This is a genomic window from Peribacillus sp. P4_C12, assembly GCF_056402095.1.
Window position 1 is genome coordinate 1 of sequence record NZ_JBFUIB010000088.1, and the last position, 18,972, is coordinate 18,972.

Here is an 18,972-nt window from a genome sequence, read left to right on the forward strand (position 1 = left end):
TTAACATAAACGCGTCTATCTTAAGTAAGCCCATTATTCCCAACTTATTTTCCACCTGAAAGTCTGCCTGAAAATAACTCACCGGTATCGTCGATGCCACAAAAATAAGACAGGAGGAAAAAATAATCGAAACCATTTGAAACAGGACACTCGTCAATAATTTACTTCCAAGCAAAACCGCCGACGACTGAGGATTGTAAATCCATAACTGTGTCTTCCCGTCAGAATTCAAACATCCAAAAATCAGAGAGACCATAATAAACGGTTGCATAATCATGATCAACCATGTGCACATATAAAAAAGACCTGCAACTTCAAAATACCTGGATGCTAAAAAAGAAATGAACACTAAACCCCCTTGTACAACCAACAGCCAGAGCAGAGCATTTTTCCCAATCAGCCACTCCTTTTTCATCAATCCTTTAAATGAATTCAACTTCTCAACCCCTTCACCACTGTGTTAGTTACATAGTACACAATAACACCAAAAATTGTCAAAGGTATTATAAAATAACAAAATAAACTATTCTTTTAAACTGAAATTAAATATAATAGACTAAGTGATTACAAAACGAGGAAGGAAGTAAGATATGAGAAACGAAAAAAAGAAGAAAAAGAAACGAACATGGCTGAAAGTAGTCGGAATTGTCGTCCTTCTTATTATATTAGGCGGTGGGGCCTTTGCCTTCTCCGTATGGAATGCCCTAACAAAAACTGTAGACACGATGCATACGCCCATAGACCGTAACACGGATAAACGAACTAAGGACCTTGCCCTATCAGATCAGGAGCCCTTTTCTATACTCATGCTCGGTGTCGATGAACGAGATGGCGACAGAGGCCGTTCTGATACAATGATCGTCTTAACCGTTAATCCACAAAAGAAATCGGTTAAAATGCTGAGCATCCCGCGTGATACACGCACCGAGATTGTCGGACACGGTACACAGGATAAAATCAACCACGCGTATGCATTTGGCGGCGCTGAAATGTCAATGGATACTGTCGAGAACTTCCTCGATATTCCGATTGACTACTATATGAAGATCAATATGGAAGGCTTTAAGGATATCGTTGACGCAGTCGGCGGTGTGACTGTGCAAAATAATTTGGACTTCAGCTCTGATGGTGTTCATTTTGCAAAAGGTACGCTTACCCTTAATGGGAAAGATGCGCTAAGTTATGCACGAATGAGACATGATGATCCGAATGGTGATTTTGGCCGTCAATCCAGACAACGCTCCATTATCGAGGCTGTTATCAGGGAAGGCGCAAGCATTTCATCGTTGACGAAATACGATGAAGTTTTCGGTGCACTAAGTAAAAATATTCAGACAAATTTGACGTTTGATGACATGATGGACATCCAAAAGAACTACCGGGCCGCAAGCAAAGACATTTCCGAATCATCCATTAATGGCACTGGAACGAAAATCGACGGGATCTACTATTATATTGTGTCGGAAGAAGAACAAGAAAAAGTTCAAACCGAATTAAAAGAACATTTAGCCATAAAATAATAAATAATAAAAAAGCTGTCTGGACCCGCATCCAGACAGCTTTTTCATTTTCTTCGTCCAATATTCTGACAAAAAACGGACATCAATTGTAGAGATTTGTTGGAATCTTTGTTGTTTATTAGGGTCAAAAAGACGGTATAATCTAGTATGAGTTGAATATTCCTTTCTTCCACTTGAGCCATTTTTATAACTAGACACTATTATTCTTTGGACACGAAATTATGTTAAATATCCTTCATATTCTATATCATAAAAGGAGTGAATTGTATGAAAATCAAGGCAGGTAGTTGGACAATGCTAAGCAAACAGGACAAAATGTTTATTCTGAAAGCTATCAGTGATCGCTCTAAAATGAAATATGTTTCATGAGAAGGAAAACTGTTGATTTCCTAGGTATATACCCTCTCCATTTTCAATAATTAAAGGAATCTTAAACCTCGAAAAAGGAGAGGAATCTATTCAAAACGATAATCCCATAACAAACGCCATTCGCCTTTTTCCTTTACCACATAGCAATTCTGTTCTATTGTAAACACGCCAAAGCGAGAATCGAAGACCTGTGTTACAGGAATCATATAGGCAGTTGTATGCACTTTTCCATCCTTAGCCAGGCTCCAGTTCTTCACTTTCTTAGATCGCCCTACATCATACTGAAAGGTTTCCACTTCCATATGCGACATAAAAACATGGGCCCGATTTTGCACATAATCGCCTCGATTCGGGAACCGTAGCTTCATTTCAGAAMTTAATAAATCCCATGACTTCCCGAACTCCGCCCCACTCTCATACTCATAAAAATCCTCCACCAAGCGTACAGGGCCACTCGGCCAAAGAAAAATGATACAACCTCCTACAGCTAAAACTAGGAGCATACTTGCCAATATTCCTTTTGGACTCTTATTTTGTCTTTTCATCTTTCATCACCTTCACAAAGGTCATTGCTTAATATATATGGGATAAACGATAAAAAAGAAGCATGTTGTTAGACATACTTCTTAGGTATTGTATGGGTACGGTTTCATGGGAGATTTCGGAGCTGAAGTATAAAGGGGAAATAGTTCAATGACGCTTTCGCCGTCGATTTATTATAAGAAAGCATAGAATGCCTAGCAACCCACCAAATGTATCAAGCATAACATCCTGCCACAAGGGGGTACGTCCACCTGTGAATTTTTGATGCAGTTCGTCCCCACTAGCATAAAAAAGGACACACAAAAGAGCACCTGAAAACGTAATAACGCTGTTTTTTACAAAAGTGCGCCAAACACAAATCGTCAAAAAACCGAACACAAAAAAGATAATAAGATGGGCACCCTTTCGAATAAAAAACTCTAGAAAGCCGGCTACTCCAGCTGTATGAACACTCACCTCAAGCCCACCATACCACCGAATTTTTCATACCAATACGGAGTATTGAACTGCGCTAAAAAGGGAGAAATCCTTTGCTCCTCATACGTCTGCGAGGAAAAAAAGAAGATTAACATGGCCCATAAAACGAACAAAGCTGGGATTAACCACTTACAGAACTTACGGATCATATTCTATCATGTTCCTCAATGATACCGCTTAGTTTTTCCTTAAGATCTTCCACAAGATCATTTACTGTAACATCCTGCTGAAACTCGCCTTTTGTATACGTATCTAGTAATATATCAATAAAATTCATTAGAATATCCACTCCAATTTGAATAGAGCCACTATATAAGACAGTTGTACTAAACCTATTTTTCTAAAATAAGGAATATAGCTCTTTTAATTGATAATCACATATAAAAAGTGCATTAGCAAGCGGAATAAATCCAAAAAGGGTTAAATCAGAATTTTTAAAGAAATATTAAAAGATATGATCACAAAAAGTTCATAATTGACGGATTATTAATATCATCAGTTGAATATTTGTAGTTCATTAGCTGTAAAAAACAAAAGAAAATGAAATCAAAAAAGGACTGATTTCTCAGCCCTATTTGATAAACACCTTATGATCGACCAAGAAAAAAAGTCAATAATGAAATCAAGATTAAAATAATAGTAATATAAGACCCAATAAAAATTTTCTTGCTTCTTTCTTTCTTTTCATAAACTTCCTCGAACGTAATATATTTATTTTTTGTCATCAAATTATTCTCCTCGTATTTTGATGGCAGCTTGACATCGCCTACTGCGAAGTCCTATTAGCTTGATCTTTATACTTTAGTATCGTCAAATACACAAAAATATTAAGTGATTATTCACTATTTTTTGTTGGGCATTTATATCTATTCGTCACTTTATAGTCTACTATAAATCATACAAAATACATTATTCCAAAATATTCTAATATACCAATTACCCTATTAAACTGTCCAAGGTTTCATTCACCATTAAAAAGTTTTCTATCTCTATCTGTTGCTAAAGAACTGTTTTCAGGGCTGTAATTTGTTTAAACCATTTACTGTTCTTAAATAATACCGCTTCTTTGTACTCACTACCTTCTTCATATTAATCCAATAAGAAAACGCTTACAATAGTACTATATACTTATTATCCTAATTTTTTATTAAATATTTTACTACTTGTTGAAAAGTCTTAGAGCCGGAACATTCTAGTCAGGAAAAATATCTAATTATACCGAATATTCTATAGAAATATTGGTACTTACAATTTCCTAACAATACTATAGGGAACTAACAATATATTGTTCTAATCTATAAGAAACTCTTAGGTATCATCCCACGAAAATGAATAGTTTTGTTGATAAAAGATCGCATCATCCGCAAGCTTTTAAGTTATAACAAAAGGTAAAAGTAGAATCCAGTTCATAAAAAAAAGGCTGAATAACAGCCCTTCAAAGTATATGTATCTTATTGTTTTTCTAATTCCAATTCTTATGAGGCTGATTATTCAAGTTCTGTTCATTCTGAATAAAATCTCGCACTTCTTGAATGGAAACCCCTAAACTTTTTGCTTCCAAAATTAAATAAACCCATTCAGCATCCATTTTTTTCTGCATATCTTCTTTTTTCACCCTATTTGTGGTAACACAGCCGTCTTAGCATAGCCTTAGACCTGTAATTTTGCGTCCCTACTTTTCAATAGGTTTGCCCTTCTCAGGAGTATTGAACATTTTACATAATCTTCTTACGATGGTGATTAAAAACCTTGATGAAGACACTTCCATTATCTGATTTAAAAAGCTTAACTCAAATTAATTTAATGTGTGTCCAGATTTCTCTCATTTGAATTAAAGGCATAAATTCATTTCATCCTTTTTGCGGTAAACCAGCCTCCTAGCAAATGCCTTAGAACTGGGGTTTGCGTCCTTACTTTTCAATTACTATATTGAGATTAATTATACTTAATAAGTTAACAATTGTTAATAGATAACTATTAATTACTTTATAACATTATTCGATAAAGTTTTAATTAGTAAGTAATTCAAATATCTTCTTAATAATCTTAAGGTCTATATTCTTTAGTCTAATGACAGGCTATAACTAATTCTCTTCCTTTATATACTAAACATAAAAAAACTACTATATATAAACCTTTGACATAAACAGTTTTGTCCGTCCCCCACTTTACTTTAAAACTGACTTTGAATGAACAACTGTATATCCCTTATATAACCTCCCCTAAATACCAACTGGTCAGTTACACTTTTTTAAAGTTTTTTAAATTCAAATTCCAAGAAGATTGAAATTTACCAGCTTTCCGGAATTTCCTTGTAGATTCAAATTTAAACTTCCCCTAATAATTTGCTTATAGATTAGGATACCATGGTTCACCTTTTTACTTTTTTTGTCTATTTTTGTCTACCTTTGTCTGTTTTAGAGAACTAACTATACTTTATAACGAACAAATGCTATATTATAAAAAAAACGGTTCTTATGGAGGGGGAATATGTCTAGTAGATATGAGGAATTAGACTCACTAAGAGGATTAGCTGCACTTATAGTATTAATTGGGCATTATATGATGATATACCCATCATATGCAAGTTATCGGTATGATTCAAGCAGTCCCTTCATATTCTATTTATTCAAGGAAACTCCTCTAAGACTTTTTTTCAGTAGCGGCAATGAGTCTGTCATTCTATTCTTTGTATTAAGTGGTTTTGTTTTGTATTTATCTATTAATAATGCGAAATTCCATTATCCTACATACTTAATAAAACGAGTTTTTCGAATTTATTTACCATATCTAGTAGCAATAATTATAGCTATATTGGCTAAAATGCTTTTAAGCCATAATGATTTGCCGTTTATTAGTAACTGGTTTAGCAAATCCTGGACCGTATCAGACACACCAGCTCTATTATTACAACATCTTTTGTTTATCGGAAGTTACAATACTGACGCCTATAACAATGTTATATGGTCTCTTGTTCACGAAATGAGGATTTCGATCATTTTTCCATTTTTGATACTTTTATTTATTCGCAAAGAGCTTAAATACTCCTTATTTTGGCTTATTTTTTTAAGTTTTTCATCAACTATAGTTTTATATTTGTTTGGTTCTAATTTGAACATAACTAGCAGTCTTTTGAGTTTCCACTACATAACTATTTTTTTATTGGGAGCAATATTAGCGAAGTATCGCCATGACCTATTTAACTATACTTCCAAAATGAAAAAAACTGTAAAAATTATAGTACTGATGATCGCATTTATTTGTTTTATGTACGAAGGAATAATTGGTGAAGTAGATTTATTAAACAATTATATTTTCAGGGACTATGTTGTATCGTGTGGTGTTTGTATCTTTATGATTATGAGCTTATCTTCCTTAAAACTTTCATCATTATTACGGTCTAAAGCACTTACTTTTCTCGGTAAAATTTCTTATAGTCTGTATTTGTATCATCTCATCTCGTTATTCTCATTCATGTACCTATTTTATGATAAGTTGCCTACCGGCTTGATATTAATGTTTTCCTTCTTCTTTTCCTTTTTACTATCTTCATTGGCGTATGTATTCGTTGAAAAACCATGCATGAACCTTGGATCGTATATTACTAGAAGAAAAGAACCAGTAACAGAAATATCCGTGAACCCTAAACCTGTAAAAAGAAAAATAGGGTAAAAGCTTACCAGTGGTGAAATAGATGAATGAAAAAGTAAAAATTAAAGATTTTATACGTATCTTAAAAAAGCGAATAGTAATCATTATACTTTCTACACTTTGTATTACTGGTTTCGTTATTTTTTCGTCCATGTACATTATGAAACCAACTTATCAGTACTCAACTCAAGTTCTGGCAGGATCTTTAAGTATGGGAGAAAAGGAAACTTCCATAAATAAAGTGCAAGAAAACAGACAGTTGGCTCTTTCGTACATGGATATCATTAAAAGCCCACAAATTATGACAGGAGTTAAAGATTCGTTAAACCTAAAGACTTCAAGTTATGAGTTACTCAAGCAAGTTTCCATTACCAATAGAGATAATTCGCAGATTATTATTATTACTGTCAAAGATTCTAATCCTGAATCAGCTAAAGCCATTGCACAGGCTGTCGCAATGCAGTCCATAACTAAATTTAAAGAGTTTGCAAATGTAAAACAGATTAATATTCTTAATGATAACGAAATGGAACAAGCAGAACTTCTTTTTCCAAAACCAAAGTTTATTATAGCCATTTCCATCGTAATAGGTTTTTTTGCTGGAATAGGTTTAGCACTTCTTCGAGAGCACTTTGATGATGCGGCTTACAGCGATCGTGAGCTTGAGCGTCTTGGACTTCCATTGTTAGGAAGAGTGAACTTAAATACAAAAATGAAAAACAAAAAACGGAAAACACCTTATCAGACATTATCCTCTACGGAACGAGGTGAACATGGTGGCTATTAAATTCACAAGGAAACAATCCTTTTATCTAAATGATGTCAACAATAAAGAACAATTTTATTCGATATGTAACAATATCGAATCCAATCTCAAAAAAGAAGATTCACTATTAATGGTTACATCACTTACACATTCACAAAATATAGCTAATGCAACCGCGTTCTTAGCCCTTGCCTTTTCTGAACAGCGTAAACGAGTGCTGGTAGTGGATGCTAATCTTCGCCAACCTTCTCTACATCATGTGTTTAATATCGATAATTCATTTGGTTTGACCAACTTGCTCTTAGGTGAGCACCCCAAAAATAGGGATCATGCTATACATATAAAGGATAGTCTTTTCTGTTTACCCACAAGTGAAGTCCTGTATGAGCCAACGACATTATTAACTTTAGAGACCCTTCCCTCCTTAATTGAGGAGTGGAAAGAGCATTTTGATATTATTCTATTTCATACTTCAGATAGTATAAACAAACCTGATGCACAAATCATAGCGAAACATTGTGATGGCATTATTTTAGCGATACAAGAAGGAAGAGATAAGTTAGAAAAGATTGTGAATGTGAAAACACAATTTGAAAGGGGCAAACATGAAATAACCGGTACAATGATCATTTCATGAATAAAGGAGGGTAACCATTGGATTCAAAGGTTAGAGTTGATGGAAAGGAAGAAATACTGATAAAACCAATACCGACATCATCATATTTTACTTTAAAGCGTTCAATAGATTTTATCATTTCATTTTTTATGTTACTTCTTTTAACACCTATTTTAGTTTTATTCTGTATTCTTATCCCTATTGACTCAACTGGTTCCCCTTTTTTTTGTCAACAACGACTGGGATTAAATGGAATATCTTTCAATATGATTAAATTACGTTCCATGAGTTTAGATGCTGAAAAAAATGGGCCACAATGGGCAAGTGAAAAAGATTCTAGAGTTACAAGAATAGGAGCATTTATACGAAAAACCCGCATTGATGAAATTCCTCAACTTATTAATGTTTTAAAAGGAGATATGTCACTCATTGGTCCAAGGCCTGAAAGAGAGTTTTTCTATAAGGAATTTGATAAGTTTTTGCCTGGCTTTAAAAATCGTTTATTTGTTAAACCAGGCATAACTGGATGGGCCCAAGTAAATGGGGGTTATGATTTAACACCAAAAGAAAAGTTGAATTTCGACCTATATTATATTCAACACCGCTCACTTGCTATGGAAATCAAGATTTTGTTTCGAACAGTGGCCATTGTATTTACTGGTAATGGAGCTAGATAATCGATTAAAAGGGGTAATGAAGAATGAATAAAGTACTAGTAACCGGAGGATTTGGTTTTATTGGATCTCATATTGTGGATACATTAATTCGTAATAATTATGAAGTGGCTGTTTATGATAACTTATCTACCGGATCTACCGAGAATGTCCATTCAAAAGTCATTCCCTTCTTTGGAGATGTAGAAGATGAAGGCTCACTAGAAAAGGCGATGGAAACATTTAGGCCGGACTATGTCGTTCATCAAGCCGCGCAAGTTAGTGTACAACAATCAATTTCAGATATTACGAATGATGCACAGATCAATATCATGGGAACCATAAATATTGCTAAGCTTTCTCACAAGTATGCCGTTAAAAAGATTGTATTTGCCTCATCAGCGGCTGTATATGGAAACTCTAATGTTATGCCAATTACCTTATCGCATGATACTCATCCCTTATCACCTTATGGTGCCTCAAAAAAAACGGCTGAAGATTATCTAGAGCTTGCAAAAGAATTATATGATTTAGACTATGTGAACCTCCGTTACAGTAATGTGTATGGTCCAAGACAGACAGCAAGTGGTGAAGGCGGTGTTATATCAATCTTCACAAATCTTGTCATTAACAATAAGCGGCCTGTTATTTATGGTGATGGTTACCAAACAAGGGATTTTGTTTATGTAAAAGATGTAGCAAATGCCAATTTAAAAGCGTTAGAATTTGATGGAAGTGGAACATTTAATGTTTCATCAACTACTAGTACAAGTATCAATCAATTATTCTCGATTATTCAATCATTTGGCACACATGATTTATCCCCTATTTATCAACCAGCCAAAAATGGAGACATCAAAGATAGTTTACTATGTAACAAAGTGAGTATCCAAAAATTGGGTTGGCACCCCGTTTATTCGCTTGAAAAGGGACTTGCGAATACATATGACTATTACCTTAAACAAAATCAGTCTACTATAACTACAGATAAATCACCTGTACCACAACTCAATCCAACTACTATATCGTCATAAAATGGGGATAGAAACAAGTGAATAAGAAGAAAAATTCTATTTTCAAAAACATTATCCATTTATTTTACAGTACAATTCTATCTAATGTTTTAAACGCAATTACACTTATATTATTGGCCAATTATTTTAACTCAAAGAACTATGGAATTTTTAGTGTCGCTCTAGCTCTAGCTATGATTATGAACTTTCTTACAGACCTCGGAGTAAGTAACACTTTCCTTCGAGAAGGATCGAAGAAAGGAAGCTTAAGTACTACATTTTCTTCTTATATTAAGATCCGGGTTGTATGTTTGCTTTTATCCTTTTTGGTGTTCTTTGTCGGTATACACATTCTTTATCAAGAACAACAAATTCTTTATATGATTTATAGTTTAATGATTCCCATGGTCATTGGTTTGGCGATACAAAGTATAGGAATCACCTATTTTCAATTAACGGAAAGGATGCAGTTTATCGCGTCCATTAAAATCTTCTCAGCCATTGCATTAATCGTTTCAACCACGGTGAGTATGGGCTTAAAAGTAGATGTCCATCTAGCAGCATTTTTATATGGATTTTCTTATTTAGCAGGAGGCCTCTACAGCCTTTATTTACTTCTCAAAAAAGCGGAATTAAAATGGAAATCTCCTTTTGAAAAACAATTATTAATAAACCTTAGTCCGTTTTTAATCAGTGGGTTATTTATTATGTTAACCCCTCAATTAGGTCCCTTAGTGTTAGAAAAAACACTGCCTTTAACGCTTGTTGGTCTATTTGCGGTAGCTTATCGGATTCCTTCTGCTCTATATCAAATACCAGGAGTCATTGCAGGCGCATTTTTCCCCCTCTTATTTAAGCGATACAACCGAGGCGAGTTGGAGGAACATACTAGATTAAATATTCTACAAATGAAAATTATGTCTTATACCGGTCTGTGTATGACCCTATCCCTATTCTATTTGGCTGAATATCTCGTCACTATTTTATTCGGAGACGAATGGGGAGCAGCGGTGCTACCCTTAAAAATATTGTCCTTTATTATAGTCCTACAAGGCTTTAACATTGCAATTGCGGACGGCCTCACGACAAGAGGGTTACAGAACCGGCGTACAATCGTACAGTTTATAACCATCGCTATTGGTTTGTTGTCCTTCTATTATCTGAGCGTTAGCTATGCAGTGGCTGGTTCAGCTTTTGCCGTTTTAATTATGGAGATCGTATCATTCATTGGTTATGTCGCGGTTAATCCAGTAAAAAGAACGGTATTAGCAAAGGTTATTATTCCATATGGGTTCTTCTTTTCTATAAGTTTTATCCTTATACACTACTCATTATCTCAATACCCTTTTATAGCCATGTTATCTACCATCATTTTAGTTTCTACTTTAATTTTACTATTAGATAAGCCCATCAAGGGCTTAATAGTAGGTTTGATAAAAAAGAAAAATCAAGATGGGAGACAAAAAGAGAATGGAAAGATTGCAAATTAATAAAAACACCTCTATGTGGCCAGTCTTTCTCTTGTTATTTTTTATTACACTTAGTAAATACAATTTGTCCATCGGTTTTTCATTAAAAATTTACATGATTTTTCTAGCCATTTTCTTGTGCATGTATTTTCGAGATTTTTACTTTCATACCCTATATCATTATGAAATTTTATTGCTGCTATTTTATTTTACCTATTGTCTGAGTGGCGCTTTTTCACAGTACCCGGAATCAAGCATTCGAGTCATTCTAGGAGTAATACTCGTACTTGGCTGTTATTTCATCATGAGATATATACTGGAGCTAACCTCGATAGGTGCCATTGAAAAATCCATTGCAAATGTCGGGATCATATTTAACGTCATTAGCCTGTTATTGTACGTCATCGGCATAAAGGCGACGGGTAGATTCCCAACAGGTGTTGAGGTTACATCTTATGGATTATTATTAGACCGAGATTATCCGAGATTAATTGGATTGCTTGATGACCCAAACATCTTTATTTTTTTTAATACATTGTTTTTTTCCTTTTATTTAACAAATTTAAAAGGATTCAAGCATTCAATTGGATTCATCTTATGTGTGATCACCTCTCTTCTTACTTTTTCAAGAGGTGGAATTCTAGCTCTCATACTGGTGGTCATTTTGTACATGCTGTTAGCGAATTTTTCAAAAAAAATAAAAATGATGACTGTTTCTCTGTTATGTCTAGTTGGGATCTATGCTGCAGGTTCTTTCATTCAAATAGATTTCAATGAGATTATTGCTAGCCGTATTACCGACTTTTCTTCTGATGGTGGTAGTGGCCGGTTTGAATTATGGAGTCAGGCGATTAACTATTTTATGTCAAATCCCCTTTTTGGTATTGGTGCCTTTAACTTTTCCGATTACTACGCATTTGAGCATAATGAAAAGCTATATGTTCACAATACGTATCTAGAAGTCCTAGTAGAGTCAGGAATCATTGGTTTTCTTTTTTACATTTCCTTTTTATTGATGCTCGTTATCACCTTATTCAAGGCTAAATTACATAAGGAAAAACCCTTCATTGTGCTTACACTCTTTGCTTTTTTAATACAGATGATGTCCCTTTCCCTCATGATTAATGAAGCATTTTTTTCCTTTTTAGCACTTACTTTAAGATATATTACCGTATATGAAAGAAAAGAGGTGGATGTTTATGATAAACAACAAAAAGGATAGCAGACCTTTAGTTTCCGTTATAACTCCCTCATATAATAGCTCGTCATTTATTAAAGAGACTATTAAATCTGTCCAAGATCAATCCTATTCTAACTGGGAAATGATTATTGTTGATGATCAATCAAAGGATGACTCGGTTCATGTCATTAAATCGTATACAGAAAGCGATCCACGGATTAAACTTATACCTTTAACTCAAAATGTTGGTGCTGCTATGGCTAGAAATGTCGCTATAAAAGAAGCCAAAGGAAATTATATTGCGTTTCTTGATAGCGATGATCTATGGATGCCTACTAAATTGGAAGAACAAGTCACCTTTATGCAAAAGGGAAACCTTGCTTTTTCTTTTACCTCCTATTCTTTAATGGACGAAGAAGGCAATCCTCTAGATATTGAAGTAAGTGCACCAAAAACGGTAGATTATTATAATCTGATTGGAAATACAACGATTGGCTGTTTAACTGTGATGTTAGATAGGCTACAAATTAAGCAAATTGAAATGCCCGATATTCAGCCTGAGGATTCGGCATTATGGTTGTTACTGTTAAGACAGGGGTATCAAGCACATGGCTTACAAAAGGTTTTATCCAAGTATCGTATTGTTAGTAACTCTACTTCAAGGAATAAATTAAAGGCTGCTTACCGATATTGGAAACTGTTACGGAGCCAAGAAAAATTAAACTTTGTAAAAGCTAACTATTATTTTAGCAAATATGCCTATCATGCATACAATAAAAACAGAGGTTCGCGGCCTACCTCTATACAAAATGGGGGTAAATAAGGAAATGAACAATGTCCTACTACTAACCGATAAACTCATAACAGGCGGCGCTGAGATGTATTTTTGTAAATTAGAAAACCATCTTAAGGATGAAAACATGACGTTTTACTCAGCAGCTGCTACTGGTGAGTTGTACAATCAAATTCATAATAAACATCAATTTATTCCTTTAAGCTTAAAAAATCACTTCGCTAATCTCAAGACACTGAGTAAAGAAGTTAACCAAAAAGAAATTGATGTTATCCATGCAAATAGTTTAAGAATGTTACTATATTCCATCGCAATAAAGAAAATCACGAGAAGAAAAATCAAGCTGGTGTATACCAAACATAATGTAACCATTCTTGAAAAAAAGATGCCCTTACTATTTAAAAAAGTGTTAAATMAGAATGTGGATCAAATTATAGCGGTTAGTAATTTCGAAAAGGAAAACTTACTTCAGTTTGGTGTAAGGAAGGAACTTATTCGGACCATTTACAACGGAGTGGATGTGGAACACTTTTCTTTTCAGCAGATACAACCTAAAGAAACGTTCAATGTCGGAATTCTAGCGCGGTTATCAAAAGAAAAAAACCATGAACTCTTTATAAAAATAGCTAATGAGTTAAAAGATGTACCGAACGTAATGTTTTATATTGCTGGAGATGGACCTGAGCGGGAAATTGTTGAAAAAATGATTAAGGACTTAAAGTTACACCATAAGGTGAAGCTTTTAGGTAATGCATCCAATCCATATGAATTTATTTGCAATATGGACTTGCTGCTCCTTACATCCTTAAGAGAGGTTTTTCCAATGGTAGTCCTTGAAGCAATGGCAACAGGTACACCAATTGTTTCTGTAGATGTAGGCGGCATTAAAGAAGCCGTTGTGGATCATGAAACAGGTGTTCTAATTTCCCATCATTCGGAAAAAGAATTTGCTAAAAAAATTAGAATACTTCACGATGATAAGGGTTTAAGACAACGCTTGGGTAGCAAAGCAAGACAAAAAGTAGAAAAATCATTTTCCCTTACAAATATGATTCATTCTACGCTGGAAACCTATCATTGATTTAAAACAAACGATAACTCGTTTGTTTTTTGTTTTTTATACCTATACTTTTTTTTTGGACAAACATATGCTGTATAACATCACTTTATAAGGAGTGTTATACAATTGACAGACTCACTAAACTTGTCTGAAGATTGCCAGAACAGAGATGTTCTTAATATTGATTGTTTTGGCGCTAATCCTAATTTAGTAGACAATTCCCCAGCCATTCAAGATACGATTAATTATTGTGTTGCCAATAATCACTCTAAAGTTGTCATCACAGGAAAGAAACAATATACCCTATCCTCCCCCATTGTCATTAAATCAAATGTACATCTTGAAATTGATCCTACTGTAACATTAATCATCAAAGGGAATTTCCGAGTTTTTGAACTTCAGAAGGATGCTTCCATCTCAGGTGGCACGATTGAAATCGTGGATAATAGCTTTAATTCATCCGTCATTTTTCTTTCTGGTGCCCAACAAATAGAAATTCATAATCATACAACTATATCCAATATTAATATTATAAACCGTACAACAACGTACCAGGGTATAGCCATTCATTTGTACTGTGAAAAAGCATGGGATTTCATCAGTTTCTTTAAGGCAAGCTCCCTCCAAATCACAAACTTCCATACGGCTATCTATTTAAAAACAGAAAAGCTTCTAAATATAAATACCCCGTGTTGGATTAATGCGAACTCCTTCCATTCTATTTTTATAGATGGTTGTCAGTATGGTATTGAGATTGTAGGAAACGGTGAATTACCGTACGAAATTTCAGGGAATATGTTTACCGGAATCCAAGTTCAATGCCGGAGTCAAACAAAGAAAGTCATCCGTTGCTCGGGTGCCTATAATATTTTTGAAGGAGTGATATGGGATACCTACCGTATGGATGATCCTCCTCTGGTCATCGAATTCTCTTCTACTTCTCATCACAACTACCTCTTTTCAAACCAACTAGCTACATCAATTCTAGACCGTGGCCAATACAATCGGTGCACATCGCCACATGAAGAATCCCTTCAAGTATATCCTCCTCTTGCCTTAGGTAAAGCCCATCTGGTTGGGAATCAAGACGATATCTTAGTGAACGCAAACGTCCGATACGCCGTACGTCAGCTTTCTGGGAAAGCTCCATATGGAGGAAATATTAATAATTGCTTTAACCTACTCGATGAACAAAGTGTGAATTACCTTGATGTTCCAAGTTCTCAACCCGTTGTGATTGAATTAGATTTTTCTAACCAGCCTATTAAAATGCTGAATTGCTTGGGTATCTATTTTGGATGGAATGAAAGCCCAAGTCGTATTTTGATAGAATACCAACAGAGCTTAAATGGACCCTGGACTGTTGCAAATAATGTTCCATTTAATGCAGGAAACACTGTTATTTCAGAAGTAAGAGCCGATACGTTGAACAAAATTAAACTGACTCTAAGCGGATATACCCAAGAGCACAAACGATTTCGGATTAATCGCATTTTTGCAAGATCATCTTTACAGTATGGGTCCTCTTGGTTATCGACCACAGGTGGAACATTATATGGAGATTTAGAACTCCAAAAAGGGAAAGTTGTGACAATGGTTTCTCCAAACGGAACCAAGTGGAAAGTGAGTATTAATGATCAAGGACAAATTATCACTTCGAAACTTTGAACATCTTAACCTTAAATGGTTACAGCTCAAAAAAGCAGCTTTTCTTATTTAATAAAATAAATGAAGCCGCTTTTTTCTATTAAATAATAACTCTTCATTATTAGAATTTCCCTTTCATCCATATTTTTAATGAGACTAGAGTATGAATACTACTATCTCAACTATGAATAATAGAGAAGGACTCTTATTCCTCATTGATTTACTATATTTGCTTGACCTGTGTCGGAAATTCTACTCATAGGCAAGGAAGGAATGTCAATGGTGGTACCCTTGCTCTTATCTGTAAGTTCAATAACAGTGTTTTGAAGAGTGATTTGGTCCAAATCCCAGAACATCCCCTCAAACTTATTATATTGCCCACTTACCTTCAAAATACTCTTTGTTTTACTTGAAGGTTGAATCTGTAAGTTAGTAAATTGATTGCCACTAGTCTCATTCGGTATGGTTAAAGAACTATCCATGTAAATCATGTTTACGCAATCCTCTAAAGATACATTCATAAACCGATTAGCATTGATCCATGCCTTTCCAGAAGGCGGCTTTTCAGCTATTAACTTTACTCCAGTCTCCATTCCTGCGATCTTAACATTCTCAAAGTTCACGAAAGAAATCTCATGTTCTTTTCCGCCAGCATATAAAGATATTCCTGTACCCTTATTACTTTCAGACCAGTTGACGATATTTACATCCTTGACTTGTGTTTTGTTCCAGGTGTTATAATATTTATATTTACCATCTAAGTAAATGACCTCTGAATTAAATTTAGTATCATTTATTGCTACATAAGCACCTTCAATAGAAGCATTCTGCTCAAGTTCAAGCACCCTAAAGTTTCCCTCAACAATAAACTGCGTTCCGTATCCGAATAGTAACTTTACACCTTTCCTAACGATGATAGGCGATGTAATTGTATACTTTCTATCATCAAGCATAACCGTCTTTATTTTATTGGTCTTTGCTTTATCGATGGCAGCTTGAATCTTAGCAGAATCATTGTCCCCCTTAAAATCTTCAACGTATACCTTCTCTTTATGGTTAGAAGCAGAATTATTCTGTTGGTAAATGACTAAAACAATTAACAAAAAACATAAGAAAAAACCAATCATTTTTTTCATAAAATACATCCTTTTTTCGTTATTGTTTTTCTACTTGTTAATGCTTTATTTTCCATTCGGATAGTATTATGAATGTATTTATTTACTTCACATTTAAGATAAAGTTTACGATGTCCATTGAATTATTTTCGAGATTGTCAGTATTAGTGAAATCGATTGAATGCATACGATCATTGATTTATGTCTTATTTGGCAAGGTATAACAAAATCAGAGGACTCACAATGTGTAATTGAATTGGGGCTTTTTGATAATACAATTTCAGTTTTTTAGTAAAAGAAAAAGCAACATATTGTGCCAATTAATTAACTGAGACGTTTCTTGGACATTAAAAAGTTAAGCCATGTAGGGGAATACCCGAGGTATGTATAAAATAATAGAAAAATCCTTTGCCAGAGGGTTCATTTTGTTATCGTTGAATTTTAGTATGCAAGAGAATTAAGAAACAAATAAATAGTTTCTTTCCACATAGATTTTTACTTATTAATCTAATTAGTTTTAATATTTGTTGTTTTCGATATCAAATACTTCCTTTTTAGGTACCAGTAGTTCGCTATAACGAACTACACATGCTAAAATTACCATCTTTATATGCCTATGTCAATTGAATGAGATAACATTAGAAGTAAACAACTATGCAGATAGCAAATGAAGAGTGGAAACGTGGTTGGGTTCGTGAAGAAAAGTTTTATACGTCAAATGCTTCTTTTAAAATATTGATTATTGGAACGTACTAAGTCAAAAACAGTTAAAAAGAACCTTGTTACACCCCCATCAAATAAATAATCTAATGAGTAATAAATTGAAATCTATAATATGCTGATGATAGCCCCTTTTAACGGATAAAATAAATGTTCATGTAAAAAAAAGATTCCCTTGCACAAACAATGTTCTATAATCACTACTGAGCGATGACCAGTTGATATATCTAAAACTAGAACGTCGTTCCATTCTAGATGGATACTGATGTATCCGGCTCCTCCTACTACAAGGATTATTTATGTTCCCTCTTGTTAAAATTATTCTATCAATGCACCATCCGATTAATTGAATCCATAACAGAAATTTTTTATTCTCTAACACACTCTCACTTTCTCAGTATAAACCCTTTACCTCAATTAGGATCTAATCTCCACCATTGTTTATCACCGTTATCACTTGGCAAATACCTCTCTTTAAGCCACCCCAGGGCGGCTTAGATTTTGTGGATTTTTTAGTTTTAGTTACGGCTCAGTTTGTGTCTATTGAGTTATAGATGATTAGATTTATTAGACCAATTTATATTTCTTTTTCCTTTTGAATCCTAGAAAGAAGATTCCTAAGAAGATAGTTATTACTACTATATCTGTTAGTGTTTGTACCATTCTCAAATTACTAATTTGAAAATTCAATAGGATTTTTCCATAAATTAACATGGAATGCAAGCTATAATCAGACTTAATCATATACAGATATGCTGCCTGATATATGATCCCTAAGAGATACATCCCTAAAAATACACCAGGAATCCAAAAATTCATATACATTGCACCAAAAGTTTCAGGCGGCCATGAAGATGGGTACATATTTTTATATGGTGTGGATGGAGATACTTGCCAACCCTCTGCTAGTGTTCTTACATAAACTCCATCATCAACCGGAGGTTTTTCAGGATATAGAGAACTTGGTAAAGGAGCGTAAAATAAATCTACAAAACTACTACCTAGCCACAATTTATCAATTGTAAAATAATCCATTATAAACAAATAATGATCTATATAGCTAAATTGTCGTGTGACAGTACCTACATCTTCTGTAATCTCAGTTAAAAGTTTTTCAGGATTATTTGTATAAACTTCAAAACCATCTGGTGCACGAAGAATAGGAATTACAATAATATAAATCAATGCAACAGGAACTATTAAAAGTAGTTTAAATTGGAGCCTTTTTATCTTGGCTACAGCAAAATGCCAAACAAGCATAGAAAAGACTATAAATTGCAAAGTTGATTTCCTTCCGCCCATTGAAGAAAGTAAAAATGAAACTCCCACGATTAATATAATTAATACAAAGTATTTAAATAATGATTTCTTGTATTTAAA

17 protein-coding genes, 3 pseudogenes and 1 riboswitch are annotated in these 18,972 nt (G+C 34.1%); of the genes and pseudogenes, 11 read left to right on the forward strand and 9 right to left on the reverse strand.

Annotation, left to right across the window (positions count from 1 at the left end):
• A pseudogene (locus AC1DUW_RS13430) lies at positions 1 to 436 on the reverse strand (hypothetical protein); the annotation flags it as partial.
• Between the two features lie 154 nt (positions 437 to 590).
• Here AC1DUW_RS13430 and tagU point away from each other — a divergent pair.
• Positions 591 to 1,520: a polyisoprenyl-teichoic acid--peptidoglycan teichoic acid transferase TagU gene (tagU, locus tag AC1DUW_RS13435; protein WP_477642722.1), complete on the forward strand. Its 930-nt coding sequence runs from the start codon at positions 591 to 593 to the stop codon at positions 1,518 to 1,520.
• Between the two features lie 455 nt (positions 1,521 to 1,975).
• Here the strand turns inward: tagU and AC1DUW_RS13440 are convergent, their stop codons facing one another.
• The 5 genes from AC1DUW_RS13440 to AC1DUW_RS13460 form a co-directional block, all read right to left on the reverse strand.
• On the reverse strand, positions 1,976 to 2,434 hold the full coding sequence (locus AC1DUW_RS13440; protein WP_477642723.1) for a hypothetical protein: 459 nt from the start codon (positions 2,432 to 2,434) through the stop codon (positions 1,976 to 1,978).
• A gap of 145 nt (positions 2,435 to 2,579) precedes the next feature.
• Positions 2,580 to 2,888 carry a VanZ family protein gene (locus AC1DUW_RS13445; protein WP_477642724.1) on the reverse strand — a complete coding sequence of 103 codons (309 nt, stop codon included), beginning with the start codon at positions 2,886 to 2,888 and terminating at the stop codon, positions 2,580 to 2,582.
• Between the two features lie 166 nt (positions 2,889 to 3,054).
• Positions 3,055 to 3,186 (reverse strand): YwzD family small protein, encoded by a 132-nt coding sequence (locus tag AC1DUW_RS13450; RefSeq protein WP_255264148.1) that lies wholly within the window; start codon positions 3,184 to 3,186, stop codon positions 3,055 to 3,057.
• A gap of 310 nt (positions 3,187 to 3,496) precedes the next feature.
• Positions 3,497 to 3,634 carry a hypothetical protein gene (locus AC1DUW_RS13455; protein WP_477642725.1) on the reverse strand — a complete coding sequence of 46 codons (138 nt, stop codon included), beginning with the start codon at positions 3,632 to 3,634 and terminating at the stop codon, positions 3,497 to 3,499.
• A gap of 737 nt (positions 3,635 to 4,371) precedes the next feature.
• Positions 4,372 to 4,524 carry an anti-repressor SinI family protein gene (locus AC1DUW_RS13460; RefSeq protein WP_477642726.1) on the reverse strand — a complete coding sequence of 51 codons (153 nt, stop codon included), beginning with the start codon at positions 4,522 to 4,524 and terminating at the stop codon, positions 4,372 to 4,374.
• Between the two features lie 6 nt (positions 4,525 to 4,530).
• Positions 4,531 to 4,612: riboswitch (cyclic di-GMP riboswitch) on the reverse strand.
• A gap of 787 nt (positions 4,613 to 5,399) precedes the next feature.
• On the opposite strand from AC1DUW_RS13460, the gene AC1DUW_RS13465 reads away from it, so the two are divergent.
• The 10 genes from AC1DUW_RS13465 (at position 5,400) to AC1DUW_RS13510 (ending at position 15,778) form a co-directional block, all read left to right on the forward strand.
• Complete coding sequence (locus AC1DUW_RS13465; RefSeq protein WP_477642727.1) at positions 5,400 to 6,581, forward strand: acyltransferase family protein; 1,182 nt, start codon at positions 5,400 to 5,402, stop codon at positions 6,579 to 6,581.
• A gap of 22 nt (positions 6,582 to 6,603) precedes the next feature.
• Positions 6,604 to 7,347 carry a YveK family protein gene (locus tag AC1DUW_RS13470; RefSeq protein WP_377438190.1) on the forward strand — a complete coding sequence of 248 codons (744 nt, stop codon included), beginning with the start codon at positions 6,604 to 6,606 and terminating at the stop codon, positions 7,345 to 7,347.
• The gene (locus tag AC1DUW_RS13475; RefSeq protein WP_235566105.1) at positions 7,334 to 7,963 is read left to right on the forward strand and encodes a CpsD/CapB family tyrosine-protein kinase; all 630 of its coding nucleotides are present in this window, start codon (positions 7,334 to 7,336) and stop codon (positions 7,961 to 7,963) included. The genes AC1DUW_RS13470 and AC1DUW_RS13475 overlap by 14 nt, the downstream gene beginning before the upstream one ends.
• A 17-nt stretch (positions 7,964 to 7,980) precedes the next feature.
• Positions 7,981 to 8,619 (forward strand): sugar transferase, encoded by a 639-nt coding sequence (locus tag AC1DUW_RS13480; protein ID WP_477642728.1) that lies wholly within the window; start codon positions 7,981 to 7,983, stop codon positions 8,617 to 8,619.
• A 23-nt stretch (positions 8,620 to 8,642) separates the two neighbouring features.
• Positions 8,643 to 9,629 carry an SDR family NAD(P)-dependent oxidoreductase gene (locus AC1DUW_RS13485; protein WP_477642729.1) on the forward strand — a complete coding sequence of 329 codons (987 nt, stop codon included), beginning with the start codon at positions 8,643 to 8,645 and terminating at the stop codon, positions 9,627 to 9,629.
• Between the two features lie 17 nt (positions 9,630 to 9,646).
• Positions 9,647 to 11,098 carry a lipopolysaccharide biosynthesis protein gene (locus tag AC1DUW_RS13490; RefSeq protein ID WP_477642730.1) on the forward strand — a complete coding sequence of 484 codons (1,452 nt, stop codon included), beginning with the start codon at positions 9,647 to 9,649 and terminating at the stop codon, positions 11,096 to 11,098.
• A complete protein-coding gene (locus AC1DUW_RS13495; protein ID WP_477642734.1) occupies positions 11,088 to 12,299 on the forward strand; it encodes an O-antigen ligase family protein in 1,212 nt (403 codons plus the stop codon). Before AC1DUW_RS13490 ends, AC1DUW_RS13495 begins: the two co-directional genes overlap by 11 nt.
• Positions 12,277 to 13,080: a glycosyltransferase family 2 protein gene (locus AC1DUW_RS13500; protein ID WP_309557923.1), complete on the forward strand. Its 804-nt coding sequence runs from the start codon at positions 12,277 to 12,279 to the stop codon at positions 13,078 to 13,080. Before AC1DUW_RS13495 ends, AC1DUW_RS13500 begins: the two co-directional genes overlap by 23 nt.
• A 4-nt stretch (positions 13,081 to 13,084) precedes the next feature.
• The gene (locus AC1DUW_RS13505; protein WP_477642731.1) at positions 13,085 to 14,131 is read left to right on the forward strand and encodes a glycosyltransferase family 4 protein; all 1,047 of its coding nucleotides are present in this window, start codon (positions 13,085 to 13,087) and stop codon (positions 14,129 to 14,131) included.
• Positions 14,132 to 14,236: 105 nt separating this feature from the next.
• On the forward strand, positions 14,237 to 15,778 hold the full coding sequence (locus AC1DUW_RS13510; RefSeq protein ID WP_477642732.1) for a hypothetical protein: 1,542 nt from the start codon (positions 14,237 to 14,239) through the stop codon (positions 15,776 to 15,778).
• A gap of 191 nt (positions 15,779 to 15,969) precedes the next feature.
• On the opposite strand, the gene AC1DUW_RS13515 is transcribed toward AC1DUW_RS13510, so the two are convergent.
• From AC1DUW_RS13515 to AC1DUW_RS13525, 3 genes and pseudogenes are all read right to left on the reverse strand, one after another.
• Positions 15,970 to 16,893 (reverse strand): hypothetical protein, encoded by a 924-nt coding sequence (locus tag AC1DUW_RS13515; RefSeq protein WP_477642733.1) that lies wholly within the window; start codon positions 16,891 to 16,893, stop codon positions 15,970 to 15,972.
• An 865-nt stretch (positions 16,894 to 17,758) separates the two neighbouring features.
• A pseudogene (locus AC1DUW_RS13520) lies at positions 17,759 to 17,889 on the reverse strand (UDP-glucose 4-epimerase GalE); the annotation flags it as partial.
• Positions 17,890 to 18,159: 270 nt separating this feature from the next.
• Positions 18,160 to 18,972: pseudogene (locus tag AC1DUW_RS13525) on the reverse strand (O-antigen polymerase); the annotation flags it as partial.